The 25564-nt window shown below is 74.0% G+C and carries 24 protein-coding genes; 14 read left to right on the forward strand and 10 right to left on the reverse strand.

Annotated features, from left to right (window positions below; all coding sequences use genetic code 11):
* Positions 1-180: 180 nt before the first annotated feature.
* From ACQPYX_RS19130 to ACQPYX_RS19140, 3 genes are read left to right on the forward strand one after another with little or no spacing between them, the layout of a single operon-like run.
* Positions 181-1326 carry an NAD(P)/FAD-dependent oxidoreductase gene (locus tag ACQPYX_RS19130; RefSeq protein WP_433798882.1) on the forward strand — a complete coding sequence of 382 codons (1146 nt, stop codon included), beginning with the start codon at positions 181-183 and terminating at the stop codon, positions 1324-1326.
* Positions 1323-2183, forward strand: coding sequence for a sigma-70 family RNA polymerase sigma factor (locus ACQPYX_RS19135; RefSeq protein ID WP_433798883.1), 861 nt, complete (start codon positions 1323-1325; stop codon positions 2181-2183). The genes ACQPYX_RS19130 and ACQPYX_RS19135 overlap by 4 nt, the downstream gene beginning before the upstream one ends.
* Before the next feature lie 33 nt (positions 2184-2216).
* Positions 2217-3914, forward strand: a complete 1698-nt coding sequence (locus ACQPYX_RS19140; RefSeq protein WP_433798884.1) for an FUSC family protein — start codon at positions 2217-2219, stop codon at positions 3912-3914.
* Here the strand turns inward: ACQPYX_RS19140 and ACQPYX_RS19145 are convergent.
* Complete coding sequence (locus tag ACQPYX_RS19145) at positions 3911-4777, reverse strand: NAD(P)-dependent oxidoreductase (protein WP_433798885.1); 867 nt, start codon at positions 4775-4777, stop codon at positions 3911-3913. The genes ACQPYX_RS19140 and ACQPYX_RS19145 overlap by 4 nt on opposite strands.
* Positions 4778-4879: 102 nt before the next feature.
* Here ACQPYX_RS19145 and ACQPYX_RS19150 point away from each other — a divergent pair, with 102 nt between their 5' ends.
* Positions 4880-5701: an esterase-like activity of phytase family protein gene (locus ACQPYX_RS19150; RefSeq protein ID WP_433798886.1), complete on the forward strand. Its 822-nt coding sequence runs from the start codon at positions 4880-4882 to the stop codon at positions 5699-5701.
* A gap of 206 nt (positions 5702-5907) precedes the next feature.
* The gene (locus ACQPYX_RS19155) at positions 5908-7230 is read left to right on the forward strand and encodes a ferredoxin reductase family protein (RefSeq protein WP_433798887.1); all 1323 of its coding nucleotides are present in this window, start codon (positions 5908-5910) and stop codon (positions 7228-7230) included.
* A 26-nt stretch (positions 7231-7256) separates the two neighbouring features.
* Here the strand turns inward: ACQPYX_RS19155 and ACQPYX_RS19160 are convergent, their stop codons facing one another.
* The gene (locus ACQPYX_RS19160) at positions 7257-9299 is read right to left on the reverse strand and encodes a DUF222 domain-containing protein (protein ID WP_433798888.1); all 2043 of its coding nucleotides are present in this window, start codon (positions 9297-9299) and stop codon (positions 7257-7259) included.
* Between the two features lie 79 nt (positions 9300-9378).
* On the opposite strand from ACQPYX_RS19160, the gene ACQPYX_RS19165 reads away from it, so the two are divergent.
* Genes ACQPYX_RS19165 through ACQPYX_RS19175 form a run of 3 tightly spaced genes read left to right on the forward strand, consistent with a single transcriptional unit; the run spans position 9379 to position 10990 of the window.
* A complete protein-coding gene (locus tag ACQPYX_RS19165; protein ID WP_433798889.1) occupies positions 9379-9822 on the forward strand; it encodes a MarR family winged helix-turn-helix transcriptional regulator in 444 nt (147 codons plus the stop codon).
* Between the two features lie 21 nt (positions 9823-9843).
* Positions 9844-10353 (forward strand): hypothetical protein, encoded by a 510-nt coding sequence (locus ACQPYX_RS19170; RefSeq protein WP_433798890.1) that lies wholly within the window; start codon positions 9844-9846, stop codon positions 10351-10353.
* A gap of 25 nt (positions 10354-10378) precedes the next feature.
* On the forward strand, positions 10379-10990 hold the full coding sequence (locus ACQPYX_RS19175) for a rhomboid-like protein (protein WP_433798891.1): 612 nt from the start codon (positions 10379-10381) through the stop codon (positions 10988-10990).
* On the opposite strand, the gene ACQPYX_RS19180 is transcribed toward ACQPYX_RS19175, so the two are convergent.
* Complete coding sequence (locus tag ACQPYX_RS19180; protein WP_433798892.1) at positions 10965-11393, reverse strand: PaaI family thioesterase; 429 nt, start codon at positions 11391-11393, stop codon at positions 10965-10967. The genes ACQPYX_RS19175 and ACQPYX_RS19180 overlap by 26 nt on opposite strands.
* Positions 11394-11494: 101 nt before the next feature.
* Between ACQPYX_RS19180 and ppk2 the strand changes: the two genes are divergently transcribed.
* Entirely contained in the window at positions 11495-12436 is a 942-nt protein-coding gene (ppk2, locus tag ACQPYX_RS19185) for a polyphosphate kinase 2 (RefSeq protein WP_433798893.1), read from the forward strand.
* A 28-nt stretch (positions 12437-12464) separates the two neighbouring features.
* Here ppk2 and ACQPYX_RS19190 read toward each other — a convergent pair whose 3' ends face one another.
* Positions 12465-13688, reverse strand: coding sequence for a CHAD domain-containing protein (locus ACQPYX_RS19190; RefSeq protein ID WP_433798894.1), 1224 nt, complete (start codon positions 13686-13688; stop codon positions 12465-12467).
* Between the two features lie 112 nt (positions 13689-13800).
* On the opposite strand from ACQPYX_RS19190, the gene ACQPYX_RS19195 reads away from it, so the two are divergent.
* Positions 13801-15183 carry a glutamate decarboxylase gene (locus tag ACQPYX_RS19195; RefSeq protein WP_433798895.1) on the forward strand — a complete coding sequence of 461 codons (1383 nt, stop codon included), beginning with the start codon at positions 13801-13803 and terminating at the stop codon, positions 15181-15183.
* Positions 15184-15186: 3 nt separating this feature from the next.
* Here ACQPYX_RS19195 and ACQPYX_RS19200 read toward each other — a convergent pair whose 3' ends face one another.
* From ACQPYX_RS19200 to ACQPYX_RS19210, 3 genes are read right to left on the reverse strand one after another with little or no spacing between them, the layout of a single operon-like run.
* Positions 15187-17199 carry an acyl-CoA dehydrogenase family protein gene (locus ACQPYX_RS19200; protein WP_433798896.1) on the reverse strand — a complete coding sequence of 671 codons (2013 nt, stop codon included), beginning with the start codon at positions 17197-17199 and terminating at the stop codon, positions 15187-15189.
* Complete coding sequence (locus tag ACQPYX_RS19205) at positions 17196-18185, reverse strand: bile acid:sodium symporter family protein (RefSeq protein WP_433798897.1); 990 nt, start codon at positions 18183-18185, stop codon at positions 17196-17198. Before ACQPYX_RS19205 ends, ACQPYX_RS19200 begins: the two co-directional genes overlap by 4 nt.
* 58 nt (positions 18186-18243) lie before the next feature.
* Positions 18244-18669, reverse strand: coding sequence for an anthrone oxygenase family protein (locus ACQPYX_RS19210; RefSeq protein ID WP_433798898.1), 426 nt, complete (start codon positions 18667-18669; stop codon positions 18244-18246).
* Between the two features lie 74 nt (positions 18670-18743).
* Between ACQPYX_RS19210 and ACQPYX_RS19215 the strand changes: the two genes are divergently transcribed.
* From ACQPYX_RS19215 to ACQPYX_RS19225, 3 genes are read left to right on the forward strand one after another with little or no spacing between them, the layout of a single operon-like run.
* Positions 18744-19658, forward strand: a complete 915-nt coding sequence (locus ACQPYX_RS19215) for a cupin domain-containing protein (protein ID WP_433803760.1) — start codon at positions 18744-18746, stop codon at positions 19656-19658.
* Positions 19659-19666: 8 nt separating this feature from the next.
* A complete protein-coding gene (locus tag ACQPYX_RS19220; RefSeq protein ID WP_433798899.1) occupies positions 19667-20407 on the forward strand; it encodes an SDR family oxidoreductase in 741 nt (246 codons plus the stop codon).
* A 53-nt stretch (positions 20408-20460) separates the two neighbouring features.
* Positions 20461-21960, forward strand: coding sequence for a mannitol dehydrogenase family protein (locus ACQPYX_RS19225; protein WP_433798900.1), 1500 nt, complete (start codon positions 20461-20463; stop codon positions 21958-21960).
* Here ACQPYX_RS19225 and ACQPYX_RS19230 read toward each other — a convergent pair.
* Both ACQPYX_RS19230 and qcrB read right to left on the reverse strand, forming a co-directional pair.
* Complete coding sequence (locus ACQPYX_RS19230) at positions 21891-22271, reverse strand: DUF3040 domain-containing protein (RefSeq protein ID WP_433798901.1); 381 nt, start codon at positions 22269-22271, stop codon at positions 21891-21893. The genes ACQPYX_RS19225 and ACQPYX_RS19230 overlap by 70 nt on opposite strands.
* A complete protein-coding gene (gene qcrB / locus ACQPYX_RS19235; protein ID WP_433798902.1) occupies positions 22268-23926 on the reverse strand; it encodes a cytochrome bc1 complex cytochrome b subunit in 1659 nt (552 codons plus the stop codon). The genes ACQPYX_RS19230 and qcrB overlap by 4 nt, the downstream gene beginning before the upstream one ends.
* A 271-nt stretch (positions 23927-24197) precedes the next feature.
* Here qcrB and ACQPYX_RS19240 point away from each other — a divergent pair, with 271 nt between their 5' ends.
* Complete coding sequence (locus tag ACQPYX_RS19240) at positions 24198-24428, forward strand: hypothetical protein (RefSeq protein ID WP_433798903.1); 231 nt, start codon at positions 24198-24200, stop codon at positions 24426-24428.
* Positions 24429-24477: 49 nt separating this feature from the next.
* Here ACQPYX_RS19240 and ACQPYX_RS19245 read toward each other — a convergent pair whose 3' ends face one another.
* Positions 24478-25560: an ABC transporter ATP-binding protein gene (locus tag ACQPYX_RS19245; RefSeq protein ID WP_433798904.1), complete on the reverse strand. Its 1083-nt coding sequence runs from the start codon at positions 25558-25560 to the stop codon at positions 24478-24480.
* Positions 25561-25564: the final 4 nt, after the last annotated feature.

Here is a 25564-nt window from a genome sequence, read left to right on the forward strand (position 1 = left end):
GTCGTCGCCCGGACCTCACACGCGGTTCAGATTCCCTGCCGTCGTTGATCGGAAAACAGGACGCGTACGGCACCCGGTCGAACGGACGGGGCCGGAGGGCGTGTGCGCCAGGTCACCTCGGTGGCTGTCACGCCCGACCCGGTCGGCCGGTCTCTCCCACACACGACGAGGAGGTCGGCCATGACGATCCGAGAACTGTTCCCGACGACGGATTCGCACGGCTCCGGGGCCCGAGCGCGGGTGGTGGTGCTGGGCGGCGGGTACGCCGGGCAGCTCGCCGCGCAGGCGCTCGCCGCCCGGACGGACGCGACGATCACGCTGGTGAACGACGGCGACCGGTTCGTCCAGCGGGTCCGCCTGCACGAGGCCGCAGCGGGCGGCGACCCGGCGGCGCCGCGCTTCACCGACCTGCTGGCGGGCACCGGCGTGCGCTTCGTGGACGACCGGGCCGAGGCGCTCGATCCCGCCGCCCGCGTGGTGCACCTGCGCGACGGCGGCGCCCTCGCCTACGACCTGCTCGTGTACGCCCTCGGCAGTCACGCCGACCCGGCGGCGCTCCCCGGCCCGGTCGCGGACGTGTCGACGGCCGACGGCGCGGCTCGGCTCCGCGCGCGGCTGGCATCGGGGCCGACCCGGGTGGCGGTGGTGGGCGCCGGGCTCACCGGCCTCGAACTGTCCACCGAGCTGGGCGAGCAGGGGCACCCCGTCACGCTCGTCACCGCCGGGGAGCTCGGCGACGACCTGTCCGCCCGCGGCGCCCGGCACGTACGCCGGGTCTGCGCCCGCCTCGGTGTCACCGTGCGCGAGCACGCCCGGGCCGTCGCGGCCGACGACGACGGGCTCGCCCTGGCCGACGGCACCCGGGCCGCGGCGGACGTCGTCGTCGGGACCGTCGGGTTCGCCGTGCCGGACCTCGCCCGGCGCGCGGGGCTCGCGGTCGACGACGCGGGGCGGATCCTCGTCGGGCCCGACCTCCGGTCGACCTCCCACCCGGACGTCCTCGCGGTCGGCGACGCGGCCGCGGCGACCCGCCCCGACGGGCAGCTCCTCCGGATGGCCTGCGCGACGGGTATGCCGCAGGCCCAGCAGGCCGCCCGCACCGTCGGCGCCGTGCTCGCCGGCACCACACCGGAGCCGCTGCGCTTCCGGTACGCGCTGCGGTGCGTCAGCCTGGGCCGTCGGGACGGGCTGGTCCAGTTCGTGCACGCGGACGACTCGCCGCGCGAGGCCGTGCTCACGGGGCGGCTCGCAGCGGCGGTCAAGGAGGCGATCGTGGTGAACGCGCTGCGGGTCCAGCGGCATCCGCGGATCCCCACGAGCGCATGAGTCCGGACGTCTTCGAGGCCGAGCGCGGCCGGCTCACCGGGCTCGCCTACCGGATGCTCGGCGAGCTGCACGAGGCGCAGGACGTGGTCCAGGACGCGTGGCTGCGCTGGTCCGGCGCCGCGGACGAGGTGCGCGACCCGTCGGCCTGGCTCACCCGCGTCGTCGTGAACCTGTGCCGGAACCGGCTGACCTCGGTCCGGGCGCGCCGCACCGAGTACGTCGGGCCATGGCTGCCCGAGCCGGTCGCCCCGAGCACCGACCTCGGTCCGCTCGACACCGCCGAGCAGCGGGAGACGCTCTCGCTGGGGGTCCTGCAGCTCATGGAGTCCCTCTCGCCCGCCGAGCGGGCGGTGTTCGTGCTGCACGAGGCGTTCGGGCACCCGCACGCCGAGGTCGCGACCCTGCTCGACCTCCCCGAGGCCACCGTCCGCCAGCACCTGCACCGGGCCCGCGACCGGGTGCGCGGCCGGCGGCGCTTCGAGGCGGACCCGGACCGGACGGCCGACCTCCTCGCCCGCTTCCTCGCCGCCGCGGCGGGTCAGGACCTCGGGGCCCTCGAGCAACTGCTGGCCGACGACGCGGTGGCCGTGTCCGACGGCGGCGGTGTGGTGAGCGCGGCCCGGCGCCCGGTCGAGGGCCGGGAGCGGGTCGCCCGCTTCGTGGCGGGCCTCGCCCGGCAGGCCGCGGCGGCGACGATCGAGGTCGGGCCGGTCAACGGCGCTCCCGGCGTGCTCGTGCGGGTCGACGGCACGCTGACGGTCGTCATGCAGGCCGACTTCGACGCGGACACCGGCTGGCTCGTGCGACTCGCGGCCCAGCTCAATCCGGGCAAGCTGGCGGTCGTGGAGGCAGCATGACCCCATGATCGTGCGCGCGGCGGTGTCCGACCGGTGAAGGGCGGCCTGCTCCCGCTACTGGTGATCGTCGCCGTGCCGGCCTTCGTGGTCGGAACGCTGCTCGGCGCCGGACCCGCTGCCGTCGTCGGCGCGTTCGTCGCGCTGTTCGGGCTGATCACGTCGCTCGGCGGCCCGCTGTGGCCGGACCTGCGCCGGCTGGCCGTCCTCGCCCCGGTCCTGTTCGGCGCGGCGGTCGGACCCCGCCTGCTCGCGGACGTGTCGCGTCCGGCCGCCGTCGCCCTGATCGTCGTCGTCGTGACGGCGGGCGCGCTGCTGCCGCTGCGCGGGCCGCGGTGGAACACCACCGCCCTCGGGCTCGGCATGGTCACGCTGTTCGCCTACGGCCTCCCCCTGCTCTCCCCCGCGAGCTCGTGGCAGTTCGTGCTCGCCGCCGCGGCCGGGGTCGTCGTCGCCCTCGTGCTCCGGCTCGCGTTCGGCATCACCGACCCCTCGAAACCGACCCGGGCGGCCGTGGCCGACCTGCTCGACGGGGACGGCGACGTATCCGGGTCGGTGTCGCTGTGGCACGCCGACGGCCGTCGACGCTGGCTCGGGACGGTGCTGCAGGAGGCCGGGCGCTACCGGCTCGCCCGGCGCTCGGCCGAGGCGCTGGCCCGGCGGTCCGACTCCGGGGAGCCGGCCCTCGACGACCTGCGCGCCCGCGCCCACGAGGTGGCCGACCGGGTGCGGGCGAAGCTCAGCGATCCGCCCGGAGCGATCACCGCCGGCGACCGGACCACCGTGCTGGACGTCGCCCACACCGCCCTGGACGCGATCGACCGGGCGGCGGCCGAGCGGGACGACACGCCGGTGTCGGTCCCCGCCGAGGCCCGGCGGGACCTCCGCTCGGTCCCGCTGACCGGGTGGCTGCGGACCGCCCAGGTGCGGCACGCCCTGCGGACCGGATTCGGCGTCCTCGCCGCGCTGCTGCTCTCGATGCGGCTGCGCCCCGGCGACCCGCTGCTCCCGACGCTGCTCATGACGACGTTCGGCGTCCTCCAGGCCGGCTGGCGCGACACCCTCGGGAAGGCGTGGCCGAAGGTGGTCGGGCTGGCCGCGGGATCGGCGGTCGTGATCGTCGTGATCCTGCTGGTGCCGACGGCCGTGTACGCCCCCATCGCGGGGGTCGCGCTGGTGATCGGGCTGTCGACGATCACCACCCGGCCGGCGCTCGGGAGCGCGGCGATGGTCTGCATGAGCGTCGCGATGAACTCCTCGCTGCGCCACCTCGACCCGCTGGGGACGCTCGTCGAGTACGTGCTGCTCACGGCGGGCGCCCTGGTCATCGCGGTCGTCGTGGGCTTCGCGGTGGTGCCCGGGGTCCGGCCGCCGGCGTTGCGCGTCCGGGTCGAGGAGGCCGTGTCCGCCACGGTGGCCGCCGTCCGGTCCCTCGGCGGTCCCCGGGGCGACGTCGCCGCCGCCCAGCGGGCGGCCCTGCGCGCCACCGCCGACCTGACGCCCGACCACGACCGGCTCGGCGCCGACCAGCAGGCCGACCTCGACCGCTTCCGCGAGGGCCTCGTCGATCTCCGCGTCCTCGCCACGGCGTCCGTGCTCGATCCCGACGACGAGCACCCCGCCGTCGGCCGGTCGCTCGCGGTGCTCGAGGGCACCGCGGATCCCGGTCCCGACGACGGGGTGCTGGTGGCCCTGGCGGGCGAGGTGCGGGCGGTCCGGGACCGGCTCGTCTAGTCGCGGTGGGCCCGGTAGGCCTGGACCACCGCGGCGGCGTCCTCGTCCCCGTGGCCCGCGCGATCGGCGGTGGAGAGCCGGTCGGCCAGCATCGCGAGCAGACCGGTGAAGGTCCCCGACGAGTGCGCCGCGTCGAGGATCAGGTGGGTGTCCTTGAGGACGCCGTCCACCGCGAACGACGGCGAGAAGTCCCCGTCGATCATGCCCTTGCCCTTGAGCTGGGCGTACGGGCTGTCGAGCGCCTGGGAGTCAATGGTGTCGAGGAAGAGCTGCGGGTCCAGGCCGAGGTCCCCGGCCAGCGCGATCGACTGCGCGACCCCGCCGACCACCGTCGAGAGCCAGGCGTTCACGACGAGCTTGAGCCGGCTCCCGGTGCCGACGTCGCCCGCGTGGACCGTCCTCTGGCCGATGGCGTCCAACGCCGGCTGCACGCGCTCGACGAGGTCCTTCTCCCCCGACACGAGGACGACCAGGTTCCCCTGCTCCGCGGGGTCCTTCGTCCCGACGACGGGTGCGTCGAGAAACGCGGCGCCCGCGTCGGAGGCCTGCTTCGCCAGCCGCTCGATGCCGTCGAGCCCCACCGTGGAGGTCTGCACCCACACCGTGTCGTCGCCGAAACGCGGGAGGGCGTCCGCCATCGTCGCGGCCACCGCGTCCGCGTCGAACAGCATCGTGATCACCGCGTCCGCGCCGTCGACCGCCTCGGCCGCGGTGTCGACCACGGTGGCCCCGTCGTCGGCCAGCGGGTCGGCCTTCTCCCGGGTCCGGTTCCACGCGCGCACCGCGTGTCCCTCCCGGAGCAGGCTGCGCGCCATGCCGGACCCCATCAGGCCCGTGCCGAGTACCGCCACCGTCATGCTCATGACGGCCGGGTCGCCCCTGCGGCCGGGCGCCACACGTGACGTCGTACGAGGCCAGGCCGACTCGTTCACCGGCGCGCCACCCGGGTCGGGCAGGCTCCGGCCGTGCGCCGCCTCCTGCTCGTCGCCGTCGTCGTCCTGGCCGGATGCGGCGCACCCGAACCGGCCCCGCCCGTCGTCGGGAACGGGCCCGGGCCGTGCTCGCCGAGCACGAGCATCGAGTCCTTCTCCGACGCGCTCGAGGGGCAGACGTTCCAGGGGCAGACCGTCGGCAACCTGTCCGCACTCGCCGCGCGCCCGGACGGGACCGTGTACGCGCTCTCCGACCGCACCGTGCTGTTCACCCTCGACGCGACGGCCACCCGGCCGCTCTCCGCGGTGGTCCTGGCCGACCCGGCCGGGAAGCCGCTCGACTCCGAGTCGCTGGTGATCGATCGGGACTCCTCGCTGCTCATCGGAGACGAGACCGGCCCGCAGGTGCTGCGGTACGCCCCCGACGGCCGACTGCTCGGCGCCCTGCCGATCCCCGCGGACGTCGTCGGGCGCACCCAGGACAACGCGACGTTCGAAGGGCTCGCCCTGCAGCCCGACGACACCCTCGTCGCGTCGCTGGAGAAACCGTTGACGGGCGAGACCGACACCCGCCTGCTCACCTGGCGCGCCGGGGTGCCGGGCCCGGAGATCCCGATGCCGTTGCCCGCGGGCCTCGGGGTGTCAGAGCTCGTGGCGGTCGGCGACGGACGGCTGCTCGCCCTCGAGCGGGGCTACGAGAAGGCCACGGGCAACACCGTGCACCTCGTGCTCGTCGATCCGCGGACGGCCCCGCGACCGTCTCGGTGCTCGCCGACCTGGGCGCCTGCCCCTCCCTGGGCGCCACGGCAAAGCAGCCGCAGCGCAACCCGCTGCTCGACAACATCGAGGGCATGACGATCACCGGCCGCGATCCCGACGGGGCCCTCGAACTGCTGCTGGTCTCGGACGACAACGACAACCCGCAGCAGGTGACCAGGACCTACCGGCTGCGGACCACACTCTGAGCGTGCGCCTCCTCTCGTCGCGCGCTCGGCACCGCTGATCGTCGGCGCTCTCAGGTTCGGGGGTCGTCACAGCCCGCCTCCCTACCGTCACGCCCCGTGCATCTCGCGACACGACGGACGATCTGGACGGCGGTGGCGGCCCTCCTGCTCCTGGGGCCGGTGGCGCTGACCGTCTGGCGGACCGGCTCGGGCCGGCCGCTGTCGGTGCTCCTGACGGCGGTCGGGGTGGTGGCGCTGCTGGCCATGGCACTCACCATGGTCGCGCCCGCGCGGCTGCGGACCCTGACGCGGACCTTCGGCATCGACCGCATCATCCGCGCGCACCGGTGGCTCGGCATCGTCGCGATCACCGCGGTGCTGATGCACCTCGCGGTCGCGGTGGTGCGCTCGCCGCACCTGCTGAACCCCTTCGAGGCGTCGCTGTCGATCCAGTGGGGCTGGCTGGGGACGGCCGCGATGCTGGCGGTCGGGCTCGTCGCGGCGTGGGGCCGGCGATCGGGTCGACGCTACGAGGTGTGGGCGCGGGTGCACGTGCTGCTCGCCGGTGCCGCGATCGTGCTGGCCGGCCTGCACGTCGTGTGGCTCGGTGACCTGTTGGAGGACCCGCTGATGCGGGTCGTCCTCTCCGCGCTCACGCTCGGCTTCCTGGCGGTGCTGTTCCTGCGCTGGGTGTGGCGACCGCTGTTCTCCCGACACGGCGCGTACGTGGTCTACGGCGTGCGCCCGGAGGGCCCCTCGACCGCCACGCTCGTCCTCGCGCCCGTGCACCTGCAGCGCGGCATGCGCTTCCACGCGGGCCAGTTCGTGTGGCTGCGGCTGCGCCGCTCGGTGCTCGGCAGCGAGGAGCACCCGTTCACGATCGCCTCGTCCGCCCAGGTCACCGGACGCCTCGAGCTCACGGTCCGCGGCAGCGGGGACTTCTCGACGACGCTGGCCTCGCTCCCGCCCGGGTCGCGCGTCTGGCTCGACGGACCGCACGGCTCGTTCACCGCGGCTCCCGAGGCGCCGGGGCTGGTGCTCGTCGCCGGTGGCGTGGGGATCACGCCGATGATGTCGATGCTGCGCACGCTGGCCGACTCGGCCGACCCGCGGCCCCTGCACCTCGTGGTCGCCCAGCGTCCCGACGAGCCGCTCTTCGAGCCCGAGCTCGCCTCCCTCGCCCGCCGACTCGACCTGCGGATCACGCGGACCTCCGGACGACGGGTCGACGCGGCGATGCTCGACGAGGTCGTCCCCGGCCGCGGCCGCCGCCACCTGGACTGGTTCGTCTGCGGGTCGCCGTCCCTGCTCGCGGGGTCGTTGGCGGCCATCGAGCAGCTGGGCGTGCCCGCGGAGCGCGTGCACAGCGAGCAGTTCGGCTGGTCGGGCGCGATCCCGGTGCAGGGCACTCGCCGGGCGGGCCGGGTCTCCTCGCGCTGACGAGGATCGCGGCTCGGCCACCGCGATCACCCGTCCACTACCTGCCAGGGGCGGTTGTGTCTGGGTTGTCGGGTGGGGTCGAGCCATCTGGGTGGGGTGAACCAGGGCAGGTGGTCGATCATGTGGACCTGCCAGCCGCCGTGGTGGACGAGGTCGTGGTGGTATCGGCAGAGGCAGACGAGGTTGTCGGGTTCGGTGTGGCCGCCGTGGGCCCAGTGGATGATGTGGTGGTTCTCGGAGTGCCGGGCTTTCTTGGCGCAGCCGGGGAAGGCGCAGTGCCGGTCCCGTTGGACGACGGCACGGCCGGTGGCGGTGGGGATGGCCCTGGTTTTGCGGCCGACGTCGAGGACCTCGCCTTTAGACCCGAGGACCATGGGGATGATGTCGGCGTCGCACGCGAGGCGGCGGGCGGTGTCGGGGCGGATCCAGGTGGAGTCCCCGAGCAGTGCCAGCGCTGTGCTGGTGTCGGCGAGTTGTTGGCGCAGCGTCTCGTAGTCGAGTGTGACGGTGAGGGTGACCCGTTCCCGTCCGGGTAGAGCCATCGTGTCGAAGTCCGGGGGTGTCCACGGGCGACGCGGCGGCGGCTCGGCCTCCCGCTCGGGATCAGCGTCAGCGTCGGGACCGGGGTCTGGTGGTCCGGGGCCGAACAGCGGAGGCTCGGGGTCCGGCCCGGCGGAGTCGGCAGAACCGGTGCCGGTGGCATCGCTCTCGGTGCGGTTCCCGGGGTCGGCACCGTGCTCGTCGGCACCGTGCTCGCCGGACCGGTGCTCGCCGGGCCGGTGCTCGCCGGTGGCGTCCGGGTCGGGCTTGCCGGCACCCCGGGAACCGGTGCCATTGGCATCGGTTCCGGCATGGCCCCCGGGTCCAGTCCCGTGCTCGTCGGCCTTGTCGCCAGCCTCCGCCGGGGCGGCCTCACGAGCGTCGTCTTCGCGGTCGGGGGGCCAGGCGGTGGTGTCGAAGTCACGGTCGAGGTCGGGGAACGGCACCGCACCCGGGTGCTCGGGCTCGTTGAGTCCGGCGTGATGGCTGGCGGCGATCAGGTCGAGCAGCCCGTTGGCCTGCCGGGCGGGCTTGGAGCGGTCGGCCTCGTCGCGCGGGTCGTGCCCCCGGTTGCCGTCCTCGGACTGCGGGGCGGCCCCGGTCTCCGGGTCGGCCACGACCGAGGAGGCAGGGGCGGGGGTGGCAGCGCGGACCGCGTCCTCGAACAGGGAGGCGGCGACCCGCTCACGCAAGATCAGCTTCGCGTGCAGGTCCCCGTTGCGCCGCTTCGTGTAATGCAACTCGTTGCCGGCCGCGTCGTCGTCCTTCGGTGCCGCGCCGTCGGGGTCGAGCCGATCCGCGATCGCCTTCGCCGCCGCCGACAGTCCCTTCGGCGACAACATCGCCGCCAACCCAGCCAGCTGCTCCTCGGCGACCGCGCGCACCGAGTCTTCGAGGTCGGTCACCTTGTCGAGGCGTTCCATCGTCGTGCGGATGATCTCGACATGGGCGTCGTCGACCAGGCCGTCGTCGACGACGCCGGCAGTGGCCGGGAGGTCGGGTGCGGTGGTGGCACCGGTGGGAGTGACCGTCTCCTGCAGCGCTTCGGCCTGGCGTTCCAGGGTGGTGACGGTCTTCGGATCCAGGCGCAGGTGGTCCTCGAGCAGCCGACCCACCCGCCGGTACCCGGTCTCGGCCAGCACCTCGGAGCGACGCAACGCCGTCAACGACCGGTACAGCCGCGCCCCACCCAGACGCATCTCCCGCACAGCCTCGGCAGCCTCCGCCAACAAGGCGGCGGACTCCGCCGACACACCGTCACCGTCAGAGGAGGAGGACTCCGCGCCGGAGGACACCCCGGGCACCGCCCAGCCGGGCTCAGCAGCCGACGGCGCGGCGGGCTCTTCGTACTCGTGGACCGCCCACGGGAACACCGCGTCCCGCAGGACGGCGACGTTCTCGGCCTCCCAGCGCGCGATGTCGTCGTCCGAGGGCAGCTCGAACGCGGGCTCGTCAGGAAGGTCGAGATCCCACGGGGGCGCGGGCAGCGGCAAACCCGTCTCGGGGTCCCACCCTGCCTCGATCGCCATACCCCTAGGATCGAACACCAGTTCGAGAAGATCAACCGGCCATTCGGAGCAACTTCGCCGAGGACGTTAGGGTCCGCGAGTGCCCGAGCTCTGGACCGACGAGCGGGTCGCCGCGCTCCCGAGCTGGTCGGTGATCCGCACCCACCTGATCCTGGCGCCCCGACTGGCCCGCACCCTCGCGCCGGTGGGGCTCAGCCCGACCCAGTTCGGCGTGCTCGTGCAGCTCGACAACACCCCGGGGGCCACGTCGTCCGAGCTGGCTCGCGCCTGCCTGATGACCCCGCAGAGCATGAGCGAGCTGCTGCCCGGACTCGAGGCGGCCGGGTACGTCGAGCGTGCCGCGACGGGACGGGGCCGACCGGCACCCGTGCACCTCACCGAGGCCGGGCACGACGTCCTCGCCCGCGCGACCCCGCTCGTCGAACACGCGGACCGTCCCGAGGCGCTCGGACTCGACGCCGAGGAACTGGCCGCGCTCACCGCACTCCTGAATCGCATTGCAGCCCAGGTTTCAGGTTCCTGAAACCGCGGGCACTCCCCCGGCGTGGCGTCCCGCGTCGGCAAGCGCACCCGACAGACCCTGGTGTTCCTCCACGTCGTCGTCTCCCTCGGCTGGATGGGCGCGGGCGCGGCGAACGTCGTCCTGACCTCGACGGCGGCCGTGACCGACGACGTCGAGCTGCGCCGGTCCTGCTATCTGCTCGTCTCGACGGTCGACCTCTGGCTCGTCATCCCGGGCGCGTTCCTGGCGCTGGCCTCCGGCGTCGCACTCTCGCTCGTGACGCCGTGGGGCCTGGTCACCTACTGGTGGGTGCTGGTCAAGCTGGTGCTCACGGTGGTGGTCATCCTCTACAGCACGTTCTTCGTCGGGGTGTGGGTCGAGGAGAGCATCGCGCTCGGCACGGCCCCGAGCCCCGTGGCCGGCCCTCTGGTCGTGGGTCCGGTGGTCAGCCTTGCGGCCTTCCTCCTCATGACGTGGGCCTCGGTCGCGAAGCCCTGGGGTCGAACCCCGTGGCGCCGCCGCACGGCGACGAGGGTCCTCGCGCGGGCCTGACGGCGGGCACGGGACGCTTCCTCCCGTGAGCTACGTACGACGAGGGCCGTGGACCTGCGGGTTCCTCGTCGTCCTGCTCGTGGCCCACGTGTGGTTCACGGTCTCGCCCGCGGCCGACACGGCGATCGCCTGGCTCTCGACGAACCTCGACAACCTCGCCCGGCACCCGGTCGGTTCGCTGCTCGGGAGCGCCCTGGTGACGGACGGGTCCCTGGTCGACCCGGGCCTGCTGATCACCCTCTGGCTCGGCATCGGGCTGGCGTTGTGGTGGATCGAGGCGCACCGGGGGGCGCGGCGGGCGGCCACCGTGTTCCTCGCGGGCCACGTCGGCGCGACGCTGTTGACGGCCGTCGTGCTGCTCGTGGCGATCCGCGCGGGGACCTATCCCGACGACGCCCGCTCGGCCGTCGACGTCGGCGTCTCGTACGGCGCGGAGGCGGCGCTCGCCGCGGCCACCGTCGCGCTACCGCGGTGGGCGCGGGCACCCTGGGTGCTGTTCGTGCTCGGCTGGCCGATCGCCGACGCCGACTGGTACGGCCTGCTGCCGGACTTCACCACGGTGGGCCACCTCATCGCGGCCGCGATCGGATTCGCGCTCGCCGCGACGCTGCTCAGAACTCCACGATCGACTTCGTGATCTGGCCCTGTGCCACGACGACGCCGTCGGTCTCGCGCTCGGCGGTCACCCCGACGAACGCGAGGGACCGGGTGCGCCGGGCGAGCTCGGCCCGGACCCGCACCCGCTGCCCGACCGTGGCCGGGCGCAGGTACTGCGTCGAGATCTGGTGGGTCACCGCGTGCTCGGCCGCGGTCAGCGTGGGTAGCACCGCGAGGTAGCCGGCCAGCTCGAGCGCCGCCGCGAGGGCCGAGGCGTGCAGCGTCGCGGCCGGGGTGACCGCGATCCCGGCCACCTCGAAGGCCACGCCGCGCAGCGGCTCGGAGGGATCCACGAACTCCAGGCCGAGCGCGTCGGGCAGGGCGACCGCCAGCGCGGCCTCGGCGCGGGCGAGCAGGGCGTCACCGTCGAGCAGGTGGGGCATGCCCGCCAGCCTGACCCGAACCGTCGTCGGGAACGTGACCGTGGGACGACCCCTGGTCGACGTTCACCTGTCGGTCACCTGGTCGGGCCATGATCGCGGACGTGACACCGGACCGTGACGACCTCGCCGACCTCGCCGGCGTGCCGATCGAGCAGCTCTCCGTCGACACCGACGGTGCCGAGGACGACGACCCGGCCCTGCTGGGTCCCGACGGCCGGGTGGTCGACACCTGGCGCGAGGGTTATCCGTACGCCGAGCGCCTCGACCGCAAGGACTACGAGGAGCAGAAGCGCCTGCTGCAGATCGAGCTGCTGAAGCTCCAGGCGTGGGTCAAGGACACCGGACAGAAGATCGTCGTGCTCTTCGAGGGTCGCGACGCCGCCGGCAAGGGCGGCACGATCAAGCGGTTCACCGAGCACCTCAACCCGCGCGGCACCCGGGTCGTGGCGCTGGAGAAGCCGACCGACCGCGAGCGGACGCAGTGGTACTTCCAGCGCTACGTGGTGCACCTGCCCTCGGCCGGCGAGATCGTGCTGTTCGACCGGTCCTGGTACAACCGCGCCGGCGTCGAGCGGGTCATGGGTTACGCCGAGCCGCGCCAGTACATGGAGTTCATGCGCGAGACCCCCGACCTCGAGCGGATGCTCGTGCGCAGCGGGATCCACCTGGTGAAGTTCTGGTTCTCGGTGTCGCAGTCCGAGCAGCGCACCCGCTTCCTCATCCGCCAGGTCGACCCGGTGCGGCGCTGGAAGCTCTCCCCCAACGACCTCGCCTCGATCCACCGCTGGGACGACTACACGGCCGCGAAGGAGGCGATGTTCTTCTACACCGACACCGCCGACGCGCCGTGGACGGTGGTCAAGTCGAACGACAAGAAGCGCGCGCGCCTCGAGGCGATCCGGCACGTCCTGCACCGCTTCGACTACCCGGAGAAGGACCCCGAGGTGGCCCACCCGGCCGACCCGGCCGTCGTCGGGCCGGCCTCGGAGCTCTTCGAGCACGGCGAGGAGGCCGGGGCGCGGCAGGCGCCGCCACTGCGCTGATCGACGGCACGGCGGCGGCGCCCACCGCCTACAGCTTGTGCAGCTTCGGCTTCGTGTAGGCGGTGACCGCCTCCGCCAGGGCCTCGTCGGCGCGGGCCCGGCGCGTGCGGGCACCGACGTGCAGCACGCCGTAGGTGAAGCTCGGCTCGCCGGCACGGTGCGCGAGGTCGGCGAGGTCGACCAGCCAGTGCGCGGCCGACTCGCTGCGCCGCCGCTCGACGAGGGCCCCGGCGAGCGCCTCCGCCGCGCGCGCCAGCTTCCGGGCGTCCTTGCCGAGCACGGGCTGCGTCACCCTGGCGGTCGTCGCGACCGTCCGGGCCGCCGAGATCACCGGGGTGAGCTGCGGGTCGCCCGCCCGGTCCGAGCCGCGGGCCTCGGCGACCGCCGCGTCCGCGGCCTGGCGGGCGGCCTCGTCCGCCGTGGTCAGGGCCCGGGCCAGGATCGTCGCGGTCTGCTTCGGCTTCGTGCCGGCGATCGGCGCGGTGAGGACGAGCCGGTCGGCGTGCTCGACGAGGCTCGTCCACTCCGGCCGGGTCAGCATCGTCGCGACGGCGTCCCGGCGCTCCGCGGTGCGCTCCGACACGACGAGCCGCAGCCGCTGCTCCACCGGTCCCAGGCGCAGCGACGGGTCCAGCCCGCCCAGCAGGTCCTCGAGGACGTCGACGGTGTCCTCGAGCCCGTGGGCCTCGTCCACGATCGCGCGCGCCCAGGCCAGCTCGGCCCGCAGCGCGGTGATGTCCGGGCCCTCGATCAGCGGGGCGAACCCGGCGACCACGGCGTCCAGGTCCGCGAGCACCTCGGCGAGGCCCTCGACGTCGACGCCCGCGGCCACGACCGAGTCATCGTCGTCCTCCGAGTCCTCCGAGTCCTCCGAGTCCTCCGAGTCCTCCGAGTCCTCCGAGTCCTCCGAGTCCTCCGAGTCCTCCGGATCGTCCGCGTCATCCGTGTCGGGCACCTCCTCGGGCGCGGCCGGGATCGTGACGGAGGTGCCGTCGTCGGTGTCGACGGCGGTGTCCTCGGAGGCGGCGTCGGAGGTCTCGTCGGACCCGGCCCCGCCGGCCAGTTCGTCGTCGTCGACCGACGGCACCGGCTCGTCGGTCTCGAACTCCACCGCGGCGTGGAGGGCGGCGACGCGCTCGCGCAGGGCGGCGAGCACCAGCGTGGACGCCGTCACCGACGCGGCCTTCGTCTTCGCCCCGCCCTTCGCCTTCGCCGCGGACTTCGAGGTGCTCTTGGACTTGGTCTTGGCCACGGGGGACGTCTTACCCCGTCCACCCGTCGACGGCACAGGGGCGGCAGCGACGATCCGGCAACGTCGCGGACTGTTCACCGCGCCGCTGCGTCCCGCGGGACATGATCGCCGCGTGACCCAGTCCGGAACCCCGCGCGCGGGCAGCGGCCTCGACGCCGCCCTCGTGCCCACCTTCACCGCCGAGCCCGGCGCGATGCCCTCCACCCGGCTCCCCGAGCACGAGCTCGACCCCGAGGTCGCCCACCAGCTGGTGCACGACGAGCTGATGCTCGACGGCAACTCGCGGCTCAATCTCGCGACGTTCGTGACGACGTGGATGGAGCCGCACGCCGCGGCGCTCATGGCGTCCTGCGCCGACAAGAACATGATCGACAAGGACGAGTACCCGCGGACCGCGGAGCTCGAGCAGCGGTGCGTGCGGATGCTCGCCGACCTCTGGCACGCCCCCGACCCGTCGACGGCGCCCGGCGCCTCGACCGCCGGGTCCAGCGAGGCCTGCATGCTCGCCGGACTCGCGCTCAAGCGCCGCTGGCTCGCCCGCGGGGGCACCGGGCGGCCGAACATCGTCATGGGCGGCAACGTCCAGGTCTGCTGGGACAAGTTCGCCAACTACTTCGAGGTCGAGCCGCGCCTGGTCCCGATGTCGGGCGACCGCTTCCACCTCGACGCGGCGTCCGCGCTGGAGCACGTCGACGAGAACACGATCGGCGTGGTCGCGATCCTCGGGTCGACCTTCGACGGCAGCTACGAGCCGGTCGCGGAGATCTGCGCCGCCCTGGACCGCCTCGCCGCCGACGGCGGCCCGGACGTGCCGGTGCACGTCGACGGCGCCTCCGGCGCGATGGTCGCGCCGTTCCTCGACCCCGACCTCGTCTGGGACTTCCGCCTGCCGCGCGTCGCCTCGATCAACACCTCGGGGCACAAGTACGGCCTCGTGTACCCGGGGCTCGGGTGGGTCGTCTTCCGCGACACCGACGCCCTGCCCGAGGAACTCGTCTACCGCGTGAACTACCTCGGCAGCGAGCTGGCGACGTTCACGCTCAACTTCTCCCGCCCCGGCGCGCCGGTCGCCGCGCAGTACTACCAGTTCCTCCGCCTCGGCCGGGACGGCTACACGCGGGTCCAGCAGCACTGCCGGGAGGTGGCGACGACCCTCGCCGACCGAATCGCCGCCCTCGGCCCGTTCGAGCTGCTGACCCGGGGCGACGAGCTGCCGGTCTTCGCGGTCCGGCTGCGCGCGGACATCTCCCACTACTCGGTCTTCGACGTCTCCGCGGGCCTGCGGGAGCACGGCTGGCAGGTCCCCGCCTACACGTTCCCCGTCGACCGCACCGACCTCGCCGTGCTGCGCCTCGTCGTGCGCAACGGCTTCACCCACTCGCTCGCCGAGGCGCTGCTCGCCGACCTCGAGACCGTGATCCGCCGCCTCGACCGGCAGAAGGAGTCCATCCGCACGGCCGAGGAGGACAGCTCCTTCGCCCACACCGGCCGGTAGGCCTCAGCCGGTCACCAGCGCCCAGAGGTCGTCCGTCCCGACGGCGAGCGCGCCCAGCCGCCCGGCCCAGGCGCGCTCGTCGCCGTCCTCGTCGCGCCACGACCACAGCCGCGTCGTCGCGTGCCGCAAGGGGCTGCGCTCGGTGAACCCGACCGCGCCGTGCAGCTGGTGGGCGATCCGCGCGACCGTCGCGACCGACGCCGAGGCCTGTGCCTCGGCCACCGCCACCCCGAACCCGTCGGGACGCTCCGTCCCGACGGCGACGGCGGCCTCCACCAGCGCGACCTCCTCGACGAGCTCGGCCACCGACTGCTTCACCGCCTGGAAGGACGCCAGCGGGCGACCGAACTGCTCACGCTCGCCGACGTGCGCGATCGCCAGGTCGCTCGCCCGGCGCGCCGCCCCCGCGATCTGCGCGGCCCGCAGGAGCGCGAGCCGGTCGTGCGCCTCCCGGGCGGCGGCCGGGTCGAGCGGGGTCGCCACCACGGGCACCTCGGACAGGGTGAGCGTGTCCCGCGGCTCCCCCGCGAGGTTCTGTCCCTTCCCGACGACGGCCGCGCTCGGCTCGAGCACGGCCACGAGCGGCCCGTGCGCGCCGCGCGTGACCAGGACGGTCGGGGTCGTGGTGCCGTGGGGCACCCGGGGCAGCTCGCCGTCGAGCACCACCTGGCCGCCCTCGCCGTCGCGCACCACCACGCGGTCGTCGAACGCCACCGTCAGCGGCCCGTCCGGAACCGGGCGCCCGGCCGCAGCGAGCACGTGGCGGGCCACGGCGTCCTCGACGGTCGGGCCCTCGACCGCCGCCGCACCGATCGCGCGGGCGGTCGCCACCTGCTCGGCGAGCGGCGCGCCCGGGTCGAGCACCAGGGACGGCGCCTCCTCCTCGGGCGCGGCGCCCAGCCCCTTCGTGATGATGCCGCGGAGGATCTCGTTGGTGCCGCCGCGCAGGGTGTAGGCCGGCAGGTGCCCGATCCCGAGCGCCAGCACCTCGGCGTGCGACCCGACCGGCGCGGACGGGTCCGCGATCACCGGCGACAGCGCGCGGACCTCCTCGACGACCGTGCCCTCGTACCGGGTGCCGAGGTCCTTCACCAGCGCGGCGGCCACGTCCGGCGACTCCCCCCGCTCGAGCGCCCCGGCCACGCCGAGCGAGAGCCGCCGCAGCGACGCGAGCCGCGCGACGAGCAGCCCGACCCGCACCGGGCCCCCGTCGGGAAGGGGCTCCCGGAGCAGCGAGACCAGCAGCGGGAAGGTGGAGAGGAACCGCTCGGGTCCGCTGCGCTCCTGGGCCAGCTCGCCCGTGACCTGCGCCCAGCCGGAGCCCTCGGCGCCGAGGAGCTCGCCGGGGACGCCGTCGAGGTGGGTGGCGTTGAAGCGGTGCTCGCCGGTGAGCAGGTGGATCGGCTCGGCGCGGACCTCCGGGGCGTGCAGGTCGATCACGAACTGCGAGAGCCCGGCGTGCCGGGACCCCTCGGGGTCGGACCGCGCGAGGACGATGGCCGCGTCGTTGACGTGCGAGCCGCCGGTCCACATCTTCGTCCCGGTGAGCCGCCAGACGTCACCGTCCCGCTCGGCGCGCGTCGCGACCGCGGCGAGGTCGGACCCGGCCCCCTCCTCGCTCATGCCGATCGAGAAGAAGCACTCCCCGCGGGTGATCGCGGGCAGGTAGCGCTCACGCTGCTCCTCGGTCCCGTTCGCGAGGACGGACGGGCCGGCCTGGCGGTCGGAGACCCAGTGCGCGCCGACCGGGGCGCCCGCGGCCAGCAGCTCCTCGATGACGACGTAGCGCTCCAGGGGCGAGCGCCCGCCGCCGCCGTAGGCCGTGGGCAGCGTCATCCCGACCCACCCCTGCTCGGCGAGGCGCCGGCTGAAGTCGCGGTCCCAGCCGGCGAACCAGGAGTCGGGCCGGTCGAGGAGCGTGCCGCGGGCCCGCTCGGCGTCGAGGAACGCGCGGACCTCGGCGCGGAGCTTCTCCGCTCCCTCGGGCAGCCGGATCTCGGGGACGAACGACGTCATCGGCGGACCTCCTCGCGGGTCGTCACGGGAGCAGCATCGTCGATCGGGCGGCCCAGCCGCTGGGCGAGCGCGGCGCAGACCATGAGCTGGAGCTGGTGGTAGAGCATCAGCGGCAGCACGATCAGCCCGACCACGGGACCGGCGAACAGGACGCCCGCCATGGGCAACCCCGAGGCCAGGGACTTCTTCGAGCCGCAGAACATGATCGTCACGCGGTCCGCGCGCGGGAGCGCGAACAGTCGACCGGCGTACCAGGTGGCGAGCAGGACGACCGCGAGCAGCACCACCTCGAGGCCCACCAGGGCGAGCAGCGAGCCCACCGACGTCCGCTGCCAGACCCCCTCGACCACGCCCTCCCCGAAGGCCGCGTAGACGACGAGCAGGATCGACCCGCGGTCGACGAGGCCGAGCACCCTCCGGTAGCGGGCCAGGAACCGCCCGATCCACGGCCGCAGCAGCTGGCCGGCCAGGAACGGCGCGAGCAGCTGGAGCGCCACGTCGAGCACCGCCTGCCCGGAGATCCCGCCCTGCCCGCCGAGCACCAGTGCGACCAGCAGCGGCGAGGCCACGATCCCGAGCAGGTTGGAGAACGACGCGGCGCAGATCGCCGCCGCGACGTTCCCGCGCGCGACCGAGGTGAAGGCGATCGAGCTCTGCACCGTCGAGGGCAGGCAGCACAGGAACGCCACGCCCGCGGCGAGCTCGGGGGTCGGGAGGTCGGTGAGGCCGATGAGCAGGCCCAGCAGCGGGAACATCACGAACGTCGCCGCCACCACGGTGACGTGCAGCCGCCAGTGCCGCAGCCCCTCCCAGGCCTCGCGCGGGGAGAGGCGGGTGCCGTAGAGGAAGAACAGCAGCGCGATCGCGACGGTCGTGGCGTGGTCCACCCCGACCGCGAACCCGCCCCGGGCCGGCAGGAGGCTCGCGAGGCCCACCGTGACCAGCAGACAGAGCACGAACGCGTTGGCCGAGAGGAACCGCCGCATGGTCGGTAGGTTACGTAACGATCCGAGCCGGTTCGGGCTCGTGTGACCGATCCGGCGGTCAGAGGCCGACCGCGACCGCGCCCAGGACCGCGGCCGCGGTGCGGATCCGGTGGGCGCGGAGCCACGGCCCGACGACCCGGTCGAAGGATTCACCGCCGGCGAGGCGGTCGTTGAGCGGGACGTTGACCGCCATCGTGACGACGAGGCCGCCCACCTGGAGCGCCGCCGACCCGATCGACAGCGGCGAGGGCGCCAGCACGGCCGCCGCGACCGCGAAGGCCGGCGCCCCGAACAGCAGCGCCAGGAAGGACGGCCGGACGATGGCGACGTTGATCGCGCGCATGGTGTCGCCGGGGTCCGGTCCGGGCGCCCCGACCGGCACCCGGCGCAGCGCCGGCAGCACCGCGAGGTCGAAGGCGAGGTAGACCCCGCCGAGGAGGCCGCCGGTCAGGGCCGAGGGCGGGAACACCAGATCCGTGAGCATGCGTCCCAGTCCACCGGCCTCGAGGTGGACGCACCATCATTGCCACGGCTCGATCCATGCGCGATCGTCTCACCGTGGACCCGATCGCCGGACTGCTCGACGGGCCGCGGGCCCGCGGTGCCTTCGTGCTGCGCTGCCTGCTCGAGCCGCCGTTCGCGGTCCGCATCGAGGACGGGGCGCCGCTGACGCTGGTGGTCGTCACCCGCGGCTCGACCCTGGTGGACGCCACCCCGGCCGTGACCGGCGACGTCGTCGTCCTGCGTGGTCCGGCGCCCTACACCGTGCGCTCCGCCGCCGATGTGCCCGACCAGGCCGTCATCGGCCCGGACCAGCGCTGCTGGTCGCCGCCCGGCACCGACCGCGCCCCGCACGACCTCGGCCTCCGCACCTGGGGGCACGGCCCGGCGACGTCGACCGCGATGCTCGTCGGCACCTACCCGGTCGGCGGCGAGATCGGGGCGCGGCTGGTGCGGTCGCTCCCGGCGCTGACCGTCCTGCGGCCGGCGGACCTCGAGGCCGCGCCCGCTCCCCTGGTCGCCCTCCTGGACGCCGAGCTGGACCGCGACGCCGCCGGGCAGGACGTCGTCCTCGACCGCGCTCTCGACCTGCTGCTCGCGACGGTGCTGCGGTCCTGGTTCGCCGGACCCGCCGCGCCGTCGGCCGCGCTCGCGCGACGGGACCCGGCCGTCGGTCCGGCCCTCCACGCCATGGAGACCGATCCCGCGGCGGGCTGGACCGTGGAGCTGCTCGCCCGGCGGGTCGGGCTCTCCCGGGCCGCGTTCGCCCGACGCTTCACGACCGCCGTGGGCGCGCCGCCGATGGCCTGGCTCACCGACCTGCGTCTCTCGCTCGCGGCGGATCTGCTCCGTGGCACCGATCTGACGCTCGCGGTGATCGCCGACCGGGTGGGGTACGGCAGCCCCTTCGCGCTGTCCGCCGCCTTCGTCCGCGAGCGTGGGACGCGCCCCGCGGCGCTGCGCGCGGGATGATCCCTCCCATGCGCAGCATGCTCGTCACCGGAGGCAGCCGTGGGATCGGCGCGGCGACCGCGCGGCGGGCGGCCGCCGCCGGGTGGGCGGTGTGCCTGACCTACCGCTCCGACCAGAACGCCGCCGCGGCCGTGGTCGCGGCGATCGAGCACGACGGCGGGCGGGCCGCGGCCGTCCGCGCGGACGTGGCCGTCGAGGCCGACGTCGTCGCCGCCGTGGAGGCGACCACGACCCTGGGCCGGCTCGGCGCGGTCGTCGCGAACGCCGCGATCGTGGGCGAGAAGACCCGGGCGGACGAGCTGACCGTCGAGCGCGTCGAGCGGATGCTGACCACCAACGTGACCGGCACGATCGTCACCTGCCGCGAGGCCGTCCGGCGGATGTCCACCGCCCACGGCGGTGACGGCGGGTCGATCGTCCTCGTCGGGTCGGCGGCGTCGCGGCTGGGCTCGCCCGGCGAGTACGTCGACTACGCCGCGTCGAAGGCGGCCGTCGACACCCTCGGGCTCGGCCTCGCGAAGGAGGTCGCGGGCGAGGGGATCCGGGTCAACGTCGTGCGCCCCGGGATCATCGACACCGAGCTCCACGCCTCCGGCGGCCAGCCCGACCGCGTCGAGCGCCTCGGACCGGCCGTGCCGCTCGGTCGGGCGGGCACGGCCGACGAGATCGCCGCGGCCATCGTGTGGCTGGCCTCCGACGAGGCGTCCTATGCCACCGGCAGCGTCCTCGACGTCGCGGGCGGCCGGTGACCCACCGGATCCGGACCCGTGACGGCAAGCGCTTGCGCTCCTAGGGTGACCCCATGAGCGCCGACGCTGTCGCCCTGACCCGCGCCTCGCTGCCGGAGCTGGCGGTCCCGGTGCCCGACTACGACCGCGACGCGTTGTCGGTCGGCATCGTCCACATCGGCGTCGGCGGGTTCCACCGCGCGCACCAGGCGATGTACCTGGACCGGCTGTTCGCCGCGGGCCGCGACCACGACTGGGCGCTGTGCGGGGTCGGGGTGCTCGACGCCGACCGCGCGATGGGCGAGGTCATGGCGCGCCAGGACGACCTCTACACGCTCGTGCTCAAGCACGCCGACGGCTCGCGGGAGCCGCGCGTGATCGGCTCGATGGTCGACTACCTCGTCGCTCCCGACGACCCCGAGGCCGTGCTCGACCGGATGACCGATCCGGCCACCCGCATCGTGAGCCTGACCGTCACCGAGGGCGGCTACCACGTCAACACCGCCACCGGCGAGTTCGACGGGTCCGAGGAGAGCGTCGCCCACGACATCGCGCGCGACGAGGACACCGTGCCCCGCTCGGCGTTCGGGTTCATCGTGGAGGCCCTGCGCCGGCGTCGGCACGCGGGGACCGGGCCGTTCACCGTCATGAGCTGCGACAACATCGCCGGCAACGGCGACGTCGCGCACCGCATGATCACGGCCTTCGCCCGCCTGCGCGATGAACGGACCGGCGACGACCTCGCCGCCTGGATCGAACGCGAGGTCCCGTTCCCGAACTCCATGGTCGACCGCATCACCCCGCGCACCACCGACGACGACCGCCGCGAGCTCGCCGAGCGCTCCGGCGTCGACGACGGCTGGCCGGTGGTGTGCGAGTCCTTCACGCAGTGGGTGCTCGAGGACCGGTTCGCCGCGGGCCGCCCGGCCTTCGAGGAGGCCGGCGTGCAGGTCGTCGCCGACGTCGAGCCCTACGAGCTGATGAAGCTCCGCCTCCTCAACGCCTCGCACCAGGCCATCGCCTACCTCGGCTACCTCGCCGGCTACCGCTACGCCCACGAGGTGTGCGCCGACGAGGAGTTCGTGCGCTTCGTGCGGGGCTACATGGACGACGAGGCCACGCCGACGCTGCTGCCGGTCCCGGGGGTCGACCTCGAGGACTACAAGGCGACGCTGATCGAGCGGTTCGCCAACCCCGAGATCCGGGACACGCTCGCGCGCCTGGCCGCCGAGTCGTCGGACCGGATCCCGCCGTGGCTGGTGCCGGTGATCCGCCGCAACCTGGAGCAGGGTGGGGAGATCGAGCGGTCCGCGCTGATCGTCGCGGCGTGGGCCCGCTACGCCGAGGGCGTCGACGAGGCCGGCGAGCCGATCGAGGTCGTCGACACCGGGCGCGCCGAGGATCGCACCGCCGCCGCCCGGCGCTACCCCGACGAGCCGCTGGCCTTCCTCTCCGATCGGTCGCTGTTCGGCGACCTGGTCGACGACCAGCGGTTCACCGACGCCTACCGGCGCCACCTCGACCGGCTGCACACCGACGGCGCCCGCGCCGCCCTGCGGGCCGTCCTGACCTGATCCCGCGGGGCCGCCGTCAGCCGGGTGACCGCGGCGAAGCACAGGCCGATCGACGCCGCGCCGAGTACCACCGGGACGGGGCCGGCGCCCGCGCGGCCCACGGCGACGAGCACGATGCCGGCGCCGGCGCCGGCGAGCACGACGGCGGCGAGGACCACCCCGAGCACGGGGACCCGCCGCCGGCGCCGCCCGTGCCGGTCGGCGGTGAGCAGGGCGGCGAACCCCGGGTCGTCGAGGCGCACCCCGCGCGCCAGGTGATCGAGCCGCCGCAGCTCGTCCGCGGTGAGGGCCTCGGCCTCCTCGCGCCTCACGCGTCGTCCGGCCGCGGTCGCCCGGCCCCGGCCGCCGCGGGGGCCTGCTCGGTGCGGTCGTCGTGCGGCTCGACCTCGAGCGGGTCGCCGCCGAGCTCCGGGTGCTGCTCGGACGCCGGGTCCGGCCGGAACCATCCGCCGGACAGCGGGGCGCCGGCCGCTCCGATGTCGTTCATCCGTCGCGGCACGGTGGCGCCCTGGTACTCGAGCGCCCGCGCGCGGCCCTGCTCGTCGACCGCGAGCGGCTGGTGCACCTCGACGAACTCGCCGTGCGGGAGCCGCTTGACCACGCCGGTCTCGATGCCGTGCTCGAGCACCTCCCGGTCGAGGCGCTGCAGGCCGAGGCAGATCCGGTAGGTGACCGCGAAGACGATCGGCGGCCCGACCAGCAGGCCGATCCGGCCGGCCCACGTCATCACGTTCAGGGAGATGTCGAAGGTGTAGGCGATGATGTCGTTGCCGCAGGCCACGAGCAGCCAGAAGTAGAAGAAGAACGCCATCATGCCGGTGGCGGTGCGCACCGGGACGTCGCGTGGGCGCTGCAGCAGGTTGTGGTGGGCGGAGTCCTTCGTCAGCCACCGCTCGATCTGCGGGTACAGCGCCAGCAGACCGATCATGATCCCGATCCCCACGACGGGGAAGAAGATCGCGGGGACCGTGTAGGTCCCCAGGTACAGCTCCCACGAGGGCCAGAGCCGGACGGCCCCGTCGAAGATGCCCATGTACCAGTCGGGCTGGGAGCCCGCGCCGACCTTCGTCGGGTCGTACGGACCGAGCTTCCAGATCGGGTTGATCTGGAACACGCCGCTCATGATCGCGATGACCCCGATGTTGACGATCAGGAAGGCAATGGCCTTCGTCGCGAAGGTCGGGAGGATGCGGACGCCGACGACGTTGCGCTCGGTGCGGGCGGGCCCGGGGAACTGGGTGTGCTTCTGGAACCACACGAGCGCCACGTGCACGCCGATGACGGCGAGGATGATCCCCGGCAGCAGGAACACGTGGACGATGTAGAGGCGCGGGATGATGACCGTGCCGGGGTACTCGCCACCGAGGATCACCCAGTGCAGCCAGGTCCCCACCACCGGGATCGACATCACGATCGCCGACAGGCCGGTGCGCAGTCCCGTCCCGGAGAGCAGGTCGTCGGGCAGCGAGTAGCCGATGAAGCCCTCGATCATCCCGGCCAGCAGCAGCACCACGCCGAGGATCCAGTTCGTCTCGCGCGGCCGGCGGAAGGCGCCGGTGAAGAAGGTCCGGGCCATGTGGGCGATCATGGCCGCGACGAACAACAGGGCCGACCAGTGGTGGACCTGGCGCACGAACAGCCCGCCGCGCACCTCCATCGAGATGTCGACGGTCGTGATCCAGGCCTGCGAGGCCTCGATCCCGCGGGCCCCGGCGTAGGCGCCCTCGTACGTCGACTCCGCCATCGACGGGTCGTAGAAGATCGCGAGCCAGGTACCGGAGATCAGCAGGGCGATGAAGGTGTAGATGCACACCTCGCCCAGCAGGAACGACCAGTGGCTCGGGAACACCTTGTCGATCTGGCGCCGCAGCGGCCCCGCGGGGTGGTAGCGGCTGTCGATCTCGTCGGCCCCGCGGGCGAGCAGCCGCTCGCCCCGGAACGCCTCGGTCCGTGCTCGTGATGCCATGCGCGCCGGCCCTCCGCCGCGACACGGGAACTCCCGTGGCCGCGACCGGTCGACCGTCTCGGACGGGGCGCGGGCGCGGACTTCTGCCTGCACCAGGGCTGGAGACGGGTCAACCGCGGCGGGATGTGACCCGATCGTGCGCCGCACCGGCAGGGCGCGCAACCGCAGCGGGAAATAGTGCGGCTGCTATCTTGTTGAACGATTCAGTGCCCGGCCGGGCCACCCCGTCCGGGCACGCCCCATCGTCCTGTCGTCCCGTGAAGGAGACACCGTGGCCGTCCCCGACGCCGCCACCGAGTACGCACCGTTCGTCACCGGTTGTTCCCCGCGCGCGCCTGAGACCGAGCAGGCGCGCGAGGCGCTGATCGACTCCGAGACCGCCGAGCTGAACCAGCTCCTCGACCGCATCGACGGTCTCACCCACGAGGCCCGGCGCCGGCTGCGCCGCCTCGAGCACCACCGCCGCGGCGTGTCGGTGCAGTGGACCGACCTGCACGGCTGACCGCTCGTCCGGACGGCCGGTGTCGCACACCGGCCGTCCGGACGTCGGCTCAGGCCGCCAGCCGCTCCCCCGAGGTCGCGTCGAACGCGTGGATCGCGTCGGGGTCCACCCGCACCGCGATCGTCTCGCCGTAGCGCACCCGGGTGCGGCCCGGTCCGCGCACCACCAGCGTGGTGTCCGGGTGCTCGGCCATGTGCGCGTAGAGGTAGGACTCGCTGCCCAGCTCCTCGACGACGTCGACGACGGCCTTGATGCCGTCGCCCTCCGAGGTCAGCGAGAGGTCCTCCGGCCGCAGGCCGACCGTCACGGTGTCGGCCGAGCCGGCCGCGTCGGCCACCTCCCGGGTCAGCGGGACGGTCGCGCCGCCGAGCGTCACCCCGTCGCCCGAGCGGCGCAGGTCCATCAGGTTCATCGCCGGCGAGCCGATGAAGCCGGCGACGAAGGCGTTGACCGGCCGGTCGTAGAGCTCGGACGGGGTCGCGTACTGCTGCAGCTTCCCGTCGCGCAGCACCGCCACCCGGTCGCCCATCGTCATGGCCTCGACCTGGTCGTGGGTGACGTACACCGTGGTGACGTCCAGCCGGTTCTGCAGACCGGCGATCTGCGCGCGGGTCTGCACGCGCATCTTCGCGTCGAGGTTGGACAGCGGCTCGTCCATGAGGAACACCCGCGGCTCGCGCACGATCGCCCGGCCCATCGCCACGCGCTGACGCTGACCGCCGGAGAGCGCCTTGGGCTTGCGGTCGAGGTACTCGGTCAGCCCGAGGATCTCGGCGGCCTCGTTCACCCGCTTCGTCTGCTCGGCCTTGTCCATCCCGCGCATCTTCAGCGGGAACGCCATGTTGTCGCGCACCGTCTTGGACGGGTAGAGCGCGTAGCTCTGGAACACCATCGCGATGTCCCGGTCCTTCGACGCCACGTCGACCACGTCGCGCCCGTCGATGCGCAGGTGTCCCGCGTCGATCGGCTCCAGCCCCGCGAGCATCCGCAGGGCCGTCGACTTCCCCGAGCCGGACGGACCGACCAGGACGACGAGCTCGCCGTCGTTCACCGTCAGGCTCAGCTTGTCGACGGCGGGCGTCGCCCCCGGCGTGTAGATGCGCGAGGCCTCGTCGAACACCACTTCGGCCATGAGT

This window comes from Actinomycetospora sp. CA-084318, from assembly GCF_050955885.1.
In the GTDB taxonomy this organism is placed as follows: domain Bacteria; phylum Actinomycetota; class Actinomycetes; order Mycobacteriales; family Pseudonocardiaceae; genus Actinomycetospora.